The sequence below is a fragment of the Candidatus Nitrospira nitrosa genome, from assembly GCF_001458735.1.
In the GTDB taxonomy this organism is placed as follows: domain Bacteria; phylum Nitrospirota; class Nitrospiria; order Nitrospirales; family Nitrospiraceae; genus Nitrospira_D; species Nitrospira_D nitrosa.
On record NZ_CZQA01000001.1, the window covers coordinates 873,715 to 887,278 of the forward strand.

Annotated in this window: 12 protein-coding genes and 1 pseudogene; 5 read left to right on the forward strand and 8 right to left on the reverse strand. The window is 55.8% G+C overall.

Annotated features, from left to right (window positions below):
- Nucleotides 1-48: 48 nt before the first annotated feature.
- Both COMA1_RS04200 and COMA1_RS04205 read right to left on the reverse strand, forming a co-directional pair.
- On the reverse strand, nucleotides 49-456 hold the full coding sequence (locus COMA1_RS04200) for a hypothetical protein (protein ID WP_090744206.1): 408 nt from the start codon (nucleotides 454-456) through the stop codon (nucleotides 49-51).
- A gap of 12 nt (nucleotides 457-468) precedes the next feature.
- Entirely contained in the window at nucleotides 469-3,453 is a 2,985-nt protein-coding gene (locus COMA1_RS04205; protein WP_090744208.1) for a nitric oxide reductase activation protein NorD, read from the reverse strand.
- A gap of 99 nt (nucleotides 3,454-3,552) precedes the next feature.
- On the opposite strand from COMA1_RS04205, the gene COMA1_RS04210 reads away from it, so the two are divergent.
- The 4 genes from COMA1_RS04210 (at nucleotide 3,553) to COMA1_RS04225 (ending at nucleotide 6,776) form a co-directional block, all read left to right on the forward strand.
- Nucleotides 3,553-3,993: a ferredoxin-thioredoxin reductase catalytic domain-containing protein gene (locus tag COMA1_RS04210; protein ID WP_090744211.1), complete on the forward strand. Its 441-nt coding sequence runs from the start codon at nucleotides 3,553-3,555 to the stop codon at nucleotides 3,991-3,993.
- A gap of 62 nt (nucleotides 3,994-4,055) precedes the next feature.
- Nucleotides 4,056-4,604, forward strand: a complete 549-nt coding sequence (locus COMA1_RS04215; protein ID WP_090744214.1) for a hypothetical protein — start codon at nucleotides 4,056-4,058, stop codon at nucleotides 4,602-4,604.
- Nucleotides 4,605-4,656: 52 nt separating this feature from the next.
- On the forward strand, nucleotides 4,657-5,340 hold the full coding sequence (locus COMA1_RS04220) for a response regulator transcription factor (RefSeq protein ID WP_090744217.1): 684 nt from the start codon (nucleotides 4,657-4,659) through the stop codon (nucleotides 5,338-5,340).
- Nucleotides 5,337-6,776 (forward strand): sensor histidine kinase, encoded by a 1,440-nt coding sequence (locus COMA1_RS04225; RefSeq protein WP_090744220.1) that lies wholly within the window; start codon nucleotides 5,337-5,339, stop codon nucleotides 6,774-6,776. The genes COMA1_RS04220 and COMA1_RS04225 overlap by 4 nt, the downstream gene beginning before the upstream one ends.
- A 308-nt stretch (nucleotides 6,777-7,084) precedes the next feature.
- Here the strand turns inward: COMA1_RS04225 and COMA1_RS04230 are convergent, their stop codons facing one another.
- The 5 genes and pseudogenes from COMA1_RS04230 to smpB all read right to left on the reverse strand — a co-directional run bounded on the left by COMA1_RS04230 (nucleotide 7,085) and on the right by smpB (nucleotide 12,490).
- On the reverse strand, nucleotides 7,085-8,215 hold the full coding sequence (locus tag COMA1_RS04230) for a M48 family metallopeptidase (protein WP_176697845.1): 1,131 nt from the start codon (nucleotides 8,213-8,215) through the stop codon (nucleotides 7,085-7,087).
- Between the two features lie 56 nt (nucleotides 8,216-8,271).
- A complete protein-coding gene (locus COMA1_RS04235) occupies nucleotides 8,272-9,396 on the reverse strand; it encodes a YjgN family protein (protein WP_090744227.1) in 1,125 nt (374 codons plus the stop codon).
- Between the two features lie 62 nt (nucleotides 9,397-9,458).
- The gene (locus tag COMA1_RS04240) at nucleotides 9,459-10,046 is read right to left on the reverse strand and encodes a cytochrome c oxidase assembly factor Coa1 family protein (RefSeq protein ID WP_090744230.1); all 588 of its coding nucleotides are present in this window, start codon (nucleotides 10,044-10,046) and stop codon (nucleotides 9,459-9,461) included.
- A gap of 241 nt (nucleotides 10,047-10,287) precedes the next feature.
- Nucleotides 10,288-11,113, reverse strand: a pseudogene (locus tag COMA1_RS04245) (DDE-type integrase/transposase/recombinase).
- A gap of 903 nt (nucleotides 11,114-12,016) precedes the next feature.
- Nucleotides 12,017-12,490: an SsrA-binding protein SmpB gene (gene smpB / locus COMA1_RS04250; RefSeq protein ID WP_090744233.1), complete on the reverse strand. Its 474-nt coding sequence runs from the start codon at nucleotides 12,488-12,490 to the stop codon at nucleotides 12,017-12,019.
- A gap of 52 nt (nucleotides 12,491-12,542) precedes the next feature.
- On the opposite strand from smpB, the gene COMA1_RS04255 reads away from it, so the two are divergent.
- Nucleotides 12,543-13,046, forward strand: coding sequence for a DciA family protein (locus COMA1_RS04255; protein ID WP_090744237.1), 504 nt, complete (start codon nucleotides 12,543-12,545; stop codon nucleotides 13,044-13,046).
- On the opposite strand, the gene COMA1_RS20550 is transcribed toward COMA1_RS04255, so the two are convergent.
- Nucleotides 12,973-13,560 carry a hypothetical protein gene (locus COMA1_RS20550; RefSeq protein ID WP_141654213.1) on the reverse strand — a complete coding sequence of 196 codons (588 nt, stop codon included), beginning with the start codon at nucleotides 13,558-13,560 and terminating at the stop codon, nucleotides 12,973-12,975. The two genes, COMA1_RS04255 and COMA1_RS20550, sit on opposite strands and share 74 nt — an antisense overlap.
- Nucleotides 13,561-13,564: the final 4 nt, after the last annotated feature.

Here is a 13,564-nt window from a genome sequence, read left to right on the forward strand (position 1 = left end):
ACGTGAAGCGTGAAGCGTAACGTCCCCTTACCCCCCACTTCTGACCTTTCACGCGTGTTCATGTTCAGTCCAACCTGCAACCTTGAAGTTGATCGTACACACGAAATTATCGTCGTCGTAGAAGTTGACCTTAATCTTCTTTTTGCCATATGTGTTTGCCAGAAACTCCTCCGGATTGTCCACAAGAGCCTGAAAGCTACCCGGCGGATACTCCCCGAGATCATGAAAGACTACGATCATTCCTTCTTTCACTTCTTGTAATACTTTCACCCGACAACGTGGATAGACTTCCCAGAATTTGGCCTCGATCATGTCCTTCGTCGGCTCCGGGCGGTCTTCACCCGGTTTCACGGTCTGACCGAACTTGGCAAGTCGGCGCACATAGGGGTATTGATGGCCGGTGAACAGCTTATAGAGCCATGGAGGAACCGTGGGCCTGTCGATTGAATTCGTCATGCTTGTGATCCGTTACGCCGTCAATCGCTGGTAGATCCTTGGCAGTTTGGTGGGAAGGGCATCGATGCTGTCGATGACACGGTAATGCACCTCCCCATACATGCGGCGCAGATAGTTGTCGGCTTCCTTGTCAACCGTCACGCAGAACGTCTCGACGCCCCGTTGCCTGGCTTCCCGGAGTGCCACTTTCGTATCTTCCAAGGCATAGTCGTCTTTGTACTGTTCATCCAACGGCCGGCCGTCACTCAATAAGATGAGGATGCGGGTTTTCACCGAGCGCGCCAATAATTTGGCCGTGGCATGGCGGATGGCTGCCCCATCTCGGTTTTGGTGGCGAGGGGCTACGCTTCCTAACCGGTGAGCCGTCGCCGCGCCCAGCCGATCATCAAAGTCCTTGATCGTCAGAAACTCGACGTGCGCGCGCCCTTGGCTGGAGTAGGCGTAGAGGCCATATTGATCGCCGACCGCTTCAAGAGCTTCACAGAGCAGCACGAGTCCTTCCTTTTCAATATCGATCACCCTCCGCCCGTTGTCGAGCGTGCGACTTGTTGAGCCGCTGATATCGACGAGGAAGGCGACCGCCACATCGCGCTCGTGCTTTTCCCGCCTGATATACACATGGTCGTCTCCCTCGACCCCGACCCGTTGTTCTCCGATCCGTCGGACGATGGCATCGAGATCCACGTCCTCCCCATCCATTTGTCCCGCGATACGGCGGAACGCAGCAGGACGTAACTGCTCAAAAAATCGGCGCAGAGATTTGACCGTGCTCTGACGAGCGGCGAGCGTTGTCGCTACGAATTCATCCGATCCGCGATCGGCCGGCCCTTCCACGACACGGCACCAATTCGGCCGATAGTCGTCGATTCGACAGTCCCACTCTGGATAGAAGATCACCCGCTCGTCTTGAGAGGTCATCCCCTGGAGTGGTTGCCGCTCACCTTCAACCGCGAGACACTCCTCCACGACCGACTGTAATGAGCGCCCACCACCCATGATCCCAGATGCCCGACGTTCTTGATCGCTGAGTCTGCCTTGGCTCGGCAGTTGGTCCGACTCCACCGATTGCCCTTCGACGCGCTCCTCACTCCACGTGACGAACTCCGGATGCATCGCACCGCGATAGGCTACTTCCGCCACAGCTTGGTAGGTCTCGCCCGTTTGTTTGGGTTGTATCTCTTGTGGTTCTGGCTCCTTTGCTTCTTCCTGCTGCTCGACAGTGATCATCTCGCCACGAGCCACCAGAAGCTCTTCCATGCGAGTATAGACGGCATCAACCGCACGAACCGTGTCTTCTGCTACTGCGGTGGGCTTTAAAACGGACTGGCACATGCCCCACAGTAAAGACACTTCTTCCCGCACCGCCTTGGGTACGACAGCTTCTTCTGCTTCACCCGTGGAGAGCCTCAAGAGACAATCAACTATCAGTTCTTTCGCGGTCACCCCTTGGGCCGGATCACGCGGTGTGATCGCCTCGCCTGCCAGCCGCACGAGGTCAGGCCGAAGGCCTGGATATTCGGTTTGCAACAGATACTCAACGCGTGCGTCTTCCAAGACGATCCAGAGGTCTCGGACAAGAACGGGATGCGGGTAGCACTCAAAGAGGGCTGCGAGGGTTTCGGGTCTTCCCCTCTTTGACTGACCATACCGGTGCTGAACCGTTTCGACAAGATCCGCCAGCGATTCAAGCTTCAGTCCGTAAGTACCAAACTCCAAGTGCCCGGCTTCATGAGCCGCCATCACGATATACAAGCGCTCGTTCTCCGCAGCCGTTTGATATCGACGCAGCAGCGCCGGCAATGAAATGGTCCGACCGTCGGCACTGACCGTCGCGCGAGCTTGGGAAGTGACAGAATCTGGGAGCGCCGCCACGGCAACCTCAGTTCCACAGAGTCCTTGTACGAACAGCTTGACCCTTCGTGCAACCTGTCGAAAGGGGACACCGCTCAATGCGACTTCAACCGAACCAAGCGCCTTCTGTGATTCCGCCGCAAAATAGGCTCGGGCCCCGTCCGGACTATAGGCGAGCACCTCCATGCCGGCTTTGAACCAATTCTCAAATCGCGCGACCGCTTCGGGCCCGCCCCCGATGAGTCCCACGAGTTCCGGAGCTCGATGAAGATACTGGACGGTCGCTTCCGCGTCCTTCTCGGCCAGCAAGACCCCGTATTGCAAAACCTTGATCCGCCACTCCAGTGACGGCAGTACCCGCATCGCCGCCGGCGACGTGGCAAGCCACGTGAGACTCGACTCCGGTGAATGGTCTGCGAGCGCGAGACAAAGAGCTATGACCCGCCCGCGAACGGCCTCGTCCTCAATGTCTCTGAGGATCATCGGGCTGGTTCTGAGAAATTCCATCGTCGCCATATAGTCCGGTTTTCCCAGACTATTGGTACCCACAAGCTTCATTCCCAGCATCGTCCAGCTGCGCACGTATTCGAGCGAAAGCACGGACACCAAGGTGGAAATGTGGTGGATAAACTCAAGTCCGACGACGACATTGATGTGCGTCAGCTCAATCCCAACGTCGAGCCACCGTCTCAGTTGGTCGGAGGGAACAGAGGCGACAATTTGTGGAGCCTGGCGTATGAACTCCAGTGCGACGTTGGCATCTTGTTCAGCAATCTCAAGACCGATCGTCAAGACTTCGGATCGGGCCTCAGGCTGTTCAATCAGTCCAAGGACCAACGGGCTTTCCTTGAAATACTTGAGTGCGGATGCGCCGGATGATTCCGCTAATGTACTGCCAAGGTCCAGCCACAATATGAGAGGTGACAGTCCGCTCCTTCGGTCCAGTTCCGGAAGTGTTCCTATCGCCGCGCAGGCGGCTTTTGGGGAAAACTCCTCGAGTTCGTTCAGGAGCGTCAGAACCTGTGCACACACGTCTGGTTTGCCCGTCTCATGGACCAAACGCGTCACAAGACTCTCCGCAACCGTCGGACCCAATTCCGACGACAACCGGTCTCGCAAAATCTGTCGACTCGACACGTCCGTCATGATTTACTAACAGAATCAGCGTGAAGAGCGGATTGTAAAGGAGCGAATTATCCTTGTAAACTAGCGGTTCTGCCCATTGTGGCTCACAGGAGGAGATGCATGGCGGAACCGACACCAGAAAGCCTCGAGAAAATCCAGAAGTTCATCACGGGGTTTGCAGAAAAAAGTGGAACGACGATGCATCCCAATGCCGCCGTGACGGAAGCGGTGGTCAAGGGATTGGCGTCCCATATCGATGAACTGGGCAAACCGCTCTGTCCATGTAATTTCTATAAGGACAAAGAGGCCGAAGCCAAGCTCCGACGCTGGATCTGCGCGTGCGACGAAATGCAGATCTACAAATACTGTCACTGCCTCCTGTTTGTGCGGGAAGATGGAATGCCTATTACGGAATATTTGCCGGAGGGTCACGAAGGTCGCGAGGTGTACGGGCTGATTACCGATCCAACTCCCGACAAAGGTCGTGCCCTCAAACACAAGGCGATCCCAGTCCTTACCGCCCAGGACGAATCAGCTACGGCGTCGGCGCCCTCAACATGATACGGCGTCATTGTGATTTTAGATGCTGGCTTGCATGCTTCCTGCTGATAAGCTGCTCGCTCGTGGACTCAGCAGAGGCTGCTGTCCCGAGCCCCCCGAATCCATCAACCTTCAATGAGAAAGAGTTATTCGCCTACAAAGCCAAAGGACATGGGAGCGCGGCAGGACAGGTGTTTTTGCGTACTGTTTCAGGCAAAGCGGTCACTCAAGCCGGTGCATCGATCGTATTGATTCCTATCACATCCTATACTCGCGCGTGGTTCGATAAGCAGGTGAGAGAGAGCACATGCTCATCAAAAGGTGGAGCATCGTCTGAAACCCGTGCGACGCAGACGTCAACCGTCGACTGTTTTCGTGGGGTCATGGATCAACTACTGACGGACAAACGCCTGCTTCCCTATCTACGTGTGACGCGAGCCAACCCGACCGGTCACTTTTGGTTCACGAAAGTTCCCGCAGGCCGCTATTATGTGGTAAGCCTGCTCGAAGGCAGTGGTGGAGCTCACCAAGATGAGCGAGCGGTGGGGATCGCCTGGTTGACTCTTGAGCTTGATGCCGATGAAAAGGCGACAAACCTGGTGGTCACCGATTGCAAAAGCAGCCTCTGCTAAGCGACCGCCTCCATCATTGCTGGTCTGTCCGGTTCACCTATAGAGGTAGGCGATGAGAATCCTACTAGTCGAAGATGATGCGGATTTGGCTCAGTTTATCCGAAAAGGATTGAAAGAAGAGCGGCATGCGGTCGATGTGGCCAATGACGGTGAAGCGGGCTTAGCACTGGCGTTGGACAACCCCTACGATCTCGTGATTCTCGACATCATGCTGCCCAAACTGGACGGTCTGACTGTCTGCCGCCGGATCCGTGACAAGGGCCTCTCCACCCCCGTGCTCCTGTTGACGGCACGCAACACGGTTGAAACGAAAGTTTCTGCGTATGACACGGGTGCGGATCAGTTTTTGGAGAAGCCGTTCGCATTCGTGGAATTGCTCGCCCGGGTTCGGGCCCTCTTGCGACGGGGCGGCTCTCAACAGCTGGCGCACCTTCAAGCGGCCGATCTTCGATTAGATCCGGCTTCGCACCGCGTCTGGCGTGCCGATCACGAAATCGCTCTCACCAATAAGGAGTACGCACTTCTCGAGTTTCTGCTGCGGAACAAGAATCGCGTGCTCACTCGAACGGCCATCATCGAGCACGTGTGGGATATCAGTTATGACCCCATGACGAATATCGTCGACGCCCATATCCGCGCTCTTCGCGCCAAGATCGATCGAGATTATTCCCCTCCCTTGATCGCCACGGTTCGCGGCGCCGGGTACATGCTAGAAGAGCCGGACGCCTCCGCATGAAATCTCTGCGCAGTCTGATCAGTTGGTCCGCCTTCGTCCTGATGGCCGGGCTTCTCCTGTTTTCCGGGCTCGTATATGCCGCCAGTGAAACCCTATTGCAACGGTTCGTCGACGGACGTCTGCTGGTCCTGGCGGAGAGTCTGGCCGAGTTTGTGGAGCAATATCCGGATATCCTCGAACGGCATGACCGTACCATTGCCCCCACGAATGAATTGACCCAAAGTCCAACGGAACAACATGTGCTGCCCGATGTCACACACGCCCTTCGAATCTTTTCAACTGACGGCCGACTCCTGTGGAGCAGTCCTCATGCTTCCCCACAAGACTCGCTGTCTCCCCGCGTACTAGAGCGAGTTCGGATTTCAACCCTCGTCTTCGACACACTGACCGCGCCGGACGGCACCCCTGCTCGACATCTCTTCCTCCCTCTTGTCGTACAGGGTGGTCGCCTCCGGTACGTGCTGCAGGCGGAAACATCCTTGCTGCACCATCATGAAACGCTCCGTGGGCTCGTGTTCTTGCTCAGCCTTGGATCCGGCGCCACGTTGTTTATGGCTTGGGTAGGAAGCCTCTGGCTGGCCCAAAAAGTGCTGGCTCCGATCGAAACACTGTGCAAAGGAGCCGAGACCATGTCGGAAGCCGATCTGGGGAAACGCTTGGCGCTCGATTCACCCTATCGAGAGTTTCGGCGACTCACCCAGGCGGTGAATTCTGTCTTGGACCAGTTCCAGCGTGGGAGTGAAGTGCAGCGAAATTTTTGCGAAATCGCCGCCCACGAAATGAAAACACCCTTGACCATCCTCCAGGGAAATCTGGAAGTGGCCCTCATGAAAGCCAGGACAACCGAGGAGTATCATGAGGTCCTGCTCAACAACCTCCAGCAGGTCGACCGGCTTATCGCCTTAACCCGCCCCTTGCTGACACTGGCGAAATTCACCAGTAGCAAGCCGCCCGTCAATCTCCTCCCGCTTGCGTTGGAGCCATTGATTCAGGAGCTCATAGATGAATTGATGCTCTTGGCGGATGACCGTCAGATCACGTTGACGTTCGAGCCTCAACCAGTACCGCCCGTGCTCGGCGACGCACAGTGGCTCAAGCAAGCCCTGATCAACCTGCTGGACAACGCGCTACGGTACACGCCCTCAGGCGGATCCGTGACCGTTCGTCTGCAGACAGTTGGACGTGAGGTCTCCATCGCCGTCGAAGATACCGGCCATGGCATCGAACCGGAGAATATCCCGCATCTCTTCGAGCGCTTCTACCGAACCGATTGGGCGCGAGCGAAAGATGCCGCCGGGACGGGTCTTGGGCTCCCCATTGTGAAGGAAATCATGGAAACCCACGGCGGAAGCATCTCCGTCACCAGTGACGTCAACAAGGGCTCCGTTTTCACTCTGCGGCTACCGGCGCTTGGTCAGCAAACACCTTCGGCTTAACTGCCCATCAACACACGACACTCCTCCACAAGCCACATTCTCGCGTCTTTGCTTTCTGCTCGGCAAAGTGATTTGGCTAATGTGACGGTTTGACAAATACCTTCCTCGCCACCGTGTTCCCACCGCTGCAGGTTGGAGGTTTCAGGGAGACTCAGGATTGAGCATCCGCAAACTATTTAGGGTTAGACCACAGAACGAATCCTGGACGGGTTTATCGGCACCGCAAATCCGAACAGGCATCGGGTCGGCGAGCGACTTTTATTTACTGGTTGCGGAGATAACGAAACCCATTCAGTACATGATGGAGGTTATGGCGTACTCTGGACAGGGTCCGTCGTTTGATGAGACGGCTCACCACATATTGAGCGGGTACTGACCCAATCAGCATCTGGCAAGAAAGTGGCTGGTTTCGTAGAGGCCTTGTTGCTCAGAGAGGCTAACCTCTTGATGCGATCCTCGGTGGAAGGGTGAGTCGAAAGATAAGCCCAGACGCCCGATGGATTGAGGGTCTTCTCATTCATGATCTGGTAAAAAGCGATCATATCTTGCGGATCGATGCCAGCGGCCTGCAGCATGTGGATGCCCAGTGCATCAGCTTCCTCCTCAAATTGTCGACCGTACTGCAACCGACCTAAGGTGCGCGCCCCCTCCAATCCATAGGCCATCGCCCCAGAAAAGTCTCCGGCAATCATGGCCAATAGAAGGCTTGTGGAGGCCTGCTCGATCATTGCTCTGGTGGTATGGCGTTTGAGAATATGCTGCAGCTCGTGGGCGAGCACCCCGGCGAATTGCCCGGGCGTTTCTGTTCGCTCCAGCAATCCACTGAAGACCACAATATACCCGCCAGGTAGAGCAAACGCGTTCATCGTTGGCTCACGGACAACAATGACGCGCATGACATAGGGCGACTGTGCCTGGCCCATCAGTGCAGCGAGAATGGTATCCAGCGTGTGTGTTCGGGCTGGATCCACGCAGCGGGAAGACGAAGGAGCCAGTTGCTCGATCACGGCGTCGCTTAAGCGGGTTTCCCATTCCACTGGGACTCGTGGCGCGATGACCGATGCCAGCCCAGGAATCCCCCACAGATACAGCGCGCCCCCGATAACGAGTACGGCAAACGCGGCTACGACTGTAAGACGGGCACGGACTCCGCGATGGAGCGGATTGTGCAAATGCGTTGTCTGTACAGGAACTATCGTGTGCAGAGCGTTCAAGAAGGCGGGATCCGAAATTACGAGAACCTGAGCGGGTTCGGCTCCATATTCCAGACGGACCGGCTCACCCTTGTAGGCGCCTTGCGTTTGGCAGATACCGGCATAGGGCCACCTCAGTGTACGACCATCCTCCCCCATAATCTGGAGGGCATGGGCTGATACATGCACGGTGACCTGCTGTCGGGTGGCAGTTTTCCCGTCCAGATAATATCCGACCCAGGTCATGGAGGGCGTAACACTAGCCAAGGTCGAACCCGGTATCGAGAAACCCATCGAGACCTTCACCCGTTGTCGACGCTACTTGCAGTAGCCTGAGTGAGTGTATCGAGATTGGCGGGCCCCGTGAAGGTCAAGTGCTCGAAGATAAAGTGTGCATTTCGAATGGTGGTCCACGGCCATGCAAACCCCAAGGTGAACACGAGCAAACACACATTCACGAGTTTCAGGCGGCACAACTCCCCCCCGGTTCCCGTGAAGGCAAATCGGCTCTCGGCGAAGGAGGTGTGTTCCCAGTAATACCGCTGTCGCTTCGCGCTGTACCAAAACCAGTTCAACCCGAATGCGAACGGGGTGAGCAGAACAGCCAGACAGAAGTCCTTCGCCAGATCCCGACCCTGTCCGTCAAAGTGAAACGACTGATTGCCGACACGGGAATGGGAAATGAGAAAGGTCTGGCGGCGGGCATCATAAAATGGGTAGTAAGTCCCCACCGTGATCACATTCAAGAGTGCGCCGGTGAGATAGAGTTTGATGTATTGCCAGGCAGATCCCACAAACGAGCAACGAATGCCCCTCCAGGATGTTCGCGTGAGACGATACCGGCGCGCACCCACGGTGGCGATAGGAATAAAGATCACAAACAAGGCGCCGGCAAGAAACCGCGCGGAGGCCTGTATCCAGACCTCCATCCCAAGGAGCTGTGGTCCCATCGCAAGACAAGCATAGGGGATGCCGAACACCGCGGTCGCCTTCAGAAAACCCCGGAAGAGTTCCGGTCCCGTGCCATGATACGCAAAGCGATCGCCGGCGAATTCGGTCTGGCTGAAGAGGTACTTCCGCACACGCGCCTTGGCCCAGAACATATACAGTCCACACGTGATAAGCGTGAGGAAGGTATTGACGAGAGAAATCCCAAAGAGAGACTCACCCTTCCCCGTGAAAGCAAACCGCCGAGGTTGCGGGAAATCTCCTTGTGCAGACGTTTCAAGAGGATCCTCTGCAACAGTAGAGACAGGACTCGCGGGCTGTTTTGCCTTGGCGGCCACTACGACAAACGGTGTGCGGCACCGTTGACAGTGCGCTCGCATGCGAGCTTCGAGCTTGTGGGCATTCCGAACTCGGTGCCGGGTGCGACATTGGTGACACGTCAGATGCAGTCCCTTGTCTGCTTGGAACAAGCCGAACATAGGTCACTCCTTCTCAACCTTGTTAGTGAGCCGTCTTGTCGGCCAATTCACTACCCGCCACCTCATAGTACCGGCTGGAGTTGATTGTGCGGACCTTCCGGTCGCGAGGTCGCGCGTGTCGGGAGGAGAGATTTATAGGTGCCGGTTGGATCCGCATACCCTGCCTCGACAATCTGCCACTGTTGCTGGCGCCTGTCCAAACGAACGTGCACCACCGCGCTCCCCGTTGTCCCGGAAACCATGAGGTGAAACTCTCCCGATCCTCCCTGCTCGTCCACCTGAATATGACTCTTCGGGAACCAGTCAAATTCCATCTCCGCACCCACGAGCTGCTCGATTTGTGGGTTGTGACGGACAAAAGCTTTGGACAGTTCATACGGCTCAGAAATCCTCAAGCCCTGCCAGACGCCATAACTGCCAAGGCCCGTCAGGATACAGAGCAGCACGCGTAGCCCGATGGAGAGCGGAACATTGACGATAGCTTCCGTCGCCCAATGTGCACGGGATGCGCAAGGAGTGGTGGCTCGATGTGAGGGAGAGAGCACCAGATTCGCATGGCAGCCCGTGCAGCTCACCTGTGTCACTCTTGACTGATCCGCAATAGCCTCAATCTTTTGCTGGTGCTCGCAGATGGGACAGATGACGGTCATCGGCACTTCATGGCCTCCCTATTCGTCAGGGGCGGTTGCTCCGCTCAGCCCTCAACTGCTCCGGGATCAAACCCGTTGTGTCTTCAACAATGAGCGTTCATTGTTAAGGATATCCGAAAATTTACCCCCGGCAAGATAACCTAAGGAAGATCTTATTAATTCTCACTTTTGCCCAGTCACCTCTCAAACCATTAGAGATTCGACTGGCTCTCAAGTGAAACTCTGAATTAATCAGACCTTCTTAGGTGTTCTGTCTCAGCATGTGATGGGTTGGGTTAGCGGTGAAACGTTCTGGTTCTTGTGTCCAGATGTTGCCGATGTCTTCGAAGGGCGTGAGGCCTTTGAGGGTTGTGAGCCGCCGCCCATCGTTATAGGCGTTGATGAAGTCGTCCAGGGAGGCTTGATCTTGGTGAGGCGGTGCTCGATCCCGTGTGCGTTGCATTGCATGTCGAACCTATGGGTGAGGTATGTGGCGGTCGGGCCGTCAGCGTCGCGCGGTGGAAACGTGAACCGGATGCCATTGTCCGTCAGCACGGTGTGGATTTTGTAGGGAACCGCTGCGATCAGCGCGACGAGGAAGGCTGCGCCGTGCCCCGGTTCGCATGGTGCACAAGCTGGACGAAGACGAACGTGCTGGTACGGTCGATCGCCACATACAGGGACAGCTTGCCTTCCGTCGTTCCGACCTCGGCGATGTCGATATGAAAGTAGCCAATGGGGTATGTCTTGAACTTCTTCTTCGGTTGCTTGTCTCCCGTCACTTCAGGTAACCGGCTGATCCCGTGGCGCTGTAAGCAACGATGGAATGACGATCGGGTCAGGTGTGGGATCGTGGCGTGCAAGGCGTAGAGGCAGTCATCCAGTGGCCGCAGCGTCTGTTGCCGGAAGGCGACAATAATGGCTTCTTCTTTACTCGATAGCGTGGTGGACTTGGCATGCTTGGGGCCGGTGGGCAGATCGTTGACAGACGTGCGCCTCTTCCACTTGGCCACCGTTTTCGGATTGATCCCGTACCGGCTGGCCAGCAGGATCAGGCTCTCTTGACTCTGTTGGATTGCTCGACGCACCGCCGCTGTCGTGCGGGCGCTCCCGTGGAGTACTTATCCCATCACGCATCCTTCCATTGATGGCTGAAGAGTACACCATCACATACTGGGACTAAACACTAGTTAAGACCATGTCTTCCCACAGGTCGTACGATTGAGAATAGGAGACCAGGAAGTACCAAGGGTATAGATACGGTGGCGGACCTCATAGGAGGAAATCATGAAGGTCGTGGGCATACCAAATTGGAGGATTGAAGACCGGGGCCGAATGTTTTCGGCATTGCCATAGACAATACCCATATTTCCCAGGCAGTTTCTCCAGCTTCCCGGACATTTGTCGCGCTCTGCCCTCCGCCAGCTAACTGCGCAGTTTCTTGAACAGATACGCGTTCCATAGATGAAGAACTCTTCATGATCTCCTCATGGCGGCTTCATCTTGAAGGGGTATCTTTGTAGAAACGGAAAGGGGGTGAGGAACGATCATGGTGTCATTTATAGAAGTATTCATCTTGGTCAGCATTGTTGGAGTGTTGTACGCGATGTTGCAGCTTTCGCGCGGGTAATCGCTGTCGCCAAGTTGTTGGGTAGTGACCCTACCTTGACGGCAGACCGCGCGGTATTGGAGTTGGGAAGGTCTACCTCCCGTGGAGGTCCCAGTAGAAACCTATCACGGTTTCACTGGGGAGAGGACGGGCAACATCAGAAACGGATCCTTTCTGACCTTCCCGTAGGATCAAACTGGGCATACAGAACGCGCGGGGGAGTGGGGTAGTGCCAGCAGCGAAGGATGTGACTCTATCACTTCCGTCGTCGTCTTCCAGACTCGGTCAGAGGGAAAGTGGGGGTACTCCAAAATGACCGGAATGTTCTCTGCTCTCTGACCATGAAACCATCCCCTCCCTTAAACGACGGTCGCTCTCCCTATTACTTCCTCTCCTTGATCGCCCGTTCAACTTCGCGCCCTGCTTCACGAGCCTTGATGGAATCACGGCGATCATGCTGCTTTTTTCCCTTCGCCAATCCGAGTTCAACCTTCGCCTGGCCTCGTTCTGAAAAGTAGATCCGGAGAGGGATCAGCGTGAGCCCTTTCTGCTGCGTCTTTCCGAGGAGCTTGTTGATCTCCTTTCGATGAAGAAGCAATTTACGGGTTCTGACCGGGTCATGGTTCATAATATTGCCATGACTGTAGGGACTAATATGGCAATGGTAGAGAAAGACCTCGCCGTCTTTGACACCCGCATAACTGTCTTGTAGGTTCACGCGTCTGTCCCGAAGCGATTTCACCTCAGTGCCTTTGAGCACAATCCCGACCTCGAATTTTTCTTCGATAAAATAGTCGTGATACGCCTTCCGATTGGTAGCCACCACCTTCTGCTGATCCTCTTTGTCTTTCGCCATACCCAAACACCAATACCTTGATCTCGATCACCGCTCGCGCCTATGATGCGAGATGGCTCGCCCCGGCACTCTCGATTCCTTCGGCACGATTCTGTCTGGTCTATCCAAACGGCTTGGCCTTGAATCGAGGCTGGTGGAACTACGCTTACAACATCAGTGGAGCGATATCGTCGGCGAGCCTATGGCGTCCCACACCTGGCCGGCCAACATTCGCTTCAAAAAGCTGTATCTGATCGTCAGAAACTCCGTCTGGCTTCAACAATTGACCTTTCTCAAACCGGCTCTCCTGACAAAACTACAGGCCGATGCCGGCCCGGAGCTTGTGACGGACATTGTCGGTCGCGTCGGAGAACTTCCGCGCGATCGGGAGGCACCCTCTGTTGATCCCGATTCTGATATCCGACCGGTACCGTCTGAGAGCGCATGGGCTGAGGTTGTCACCCATACCACGACCATCCAAGATTCCTCTCTTCGTGAGCGATTTAGAGAGGTGATATCGCGATACCCCGCTCAGGTTCCGCCTCGATCGGCAAAGGGTCCGTCACGCGCCCCTTGAATAAGACCCGTGTTTCACTAGAAATTCGTCCGTCCTGTGGCATTGGACCTAGACCACCGTCTTCCTCTTGATCCAGCAAGCGATAATATCCGCGTATGGACTTTTCATAGTCTTTTACCACGGATGCGTCTCCCGCGAGATACTTGGCGAGGACATCCGGATCGGTCCAGCCATGATCATCAAAGACGTAAATCATGATTTGCTTGTACGGCCCACTGGGGTCGCCGGGTGTCGTGGGATAGATCTTCATCCGGGCAAAGTCATGCGTTTGGTGGCCGACCTTTCGAAAGCGCTTGACCAGGGACTCAACCTCAGCGTCGGTTGTCCCGCGGGGAACATCCGTCGCGACGAGCACACCCGACTGGGCACCAACGGTATAGGGAGGAATCGATCGATCCGGGCGGCTCAGATACATACCCCCCCAGATCAAGGCGAACGATCCGACAAATACGCTGAGCGCAAACTTGACGACGATGTCGAGGGGCTTCTTTGCCTTTTGGTCACTCGGAGGCATAGCA

What these genes read in the sequence shown, in the direction of transcription:
- COMA1_RS04200 (WP_090744206.1), bottom strand. Translation starts at nt 456, where the DNA reads ATGACGAATTCAATCGACAGGCCCACGGTTCCTCCATGGCTCTATAAG.
- COMA1_RS04205 (WP_090744208.1), bottom strand. Translation starts at nt 3,453, where the DNA reads ATGACGGACGTGTCGAGTCGACAGATTTTGCGAGACCGGTTGTCGTCG.
- COMA1_RS04210 (WP_090744211.1), top strand. Translation starts at nt 3,553, where the DNA reads ATGGCGGAACCGACACCAGAAAGCCTCGAGAAAATCCAGAAGTTCATC.
- COMA1_RS04220 (WP_090744217.1), top strand. Translation starts at nt 4,657, where the DNA reads ATGAGAATCCTACTAGTCGAAGATGATGCGGATTTGGCTCAGTTTATC.
- COMA1_RS04225 (WP_090744220.1), top strand. Translation starts at nt 5,337, where the DNA reads ATGAAATCTCTGCGCAGTCTGATCAGTTGGTCCGCCTTCGTCCTGATG.
- COMA1_RS04230 (WP_176697845.1), bottom strand. Translation starts at nt 8,215, where the DNA reads ATGACCTGGGTCGGATATTATCTGGACGGGAAAACTGCCACCCGACAG.
- COMA1_RS04235 (WP_090744227.1), bottom strand. Translation starts at nt 9,396, where the DNA reads ATGTTCGGCTTGTTCCAAGCAGACAAGGGACTGCATCTGACGTGTCAC.
- COMA1_RS04240 (WP_090744230.1), bottom strand. Translation starts at nt 10,046, where the DNA reads ATGACCGTCATCTGTCCCATCTGCGAGCACCAGCAAAAGATTGAGGCT.
- smpB (WP_090744233.1), bottom strand. Translation starts at nt 12,490, where the DNA reads ATGGCGAAAGACAAAGAGGATCAGCAGAAGGTGGTGGCTACCAATCGG.
- COMA1_RS04255 (WP_090744237.1), top strand. Translation starts at nt 12,543, where the DNA reads ATGGCTCGCCCCGGCACTCTCGATTCCTTCGGCACGATTCTGTCTGGT.
- COMA1_RS20550 (WP_141654213.1), bottom strand. Translation starts at nt 13,560, where the DNA reads ATGCCTCCGAGTGACCAAAAGGCAAAGAAGCCCCTCGACATCGTCGTC.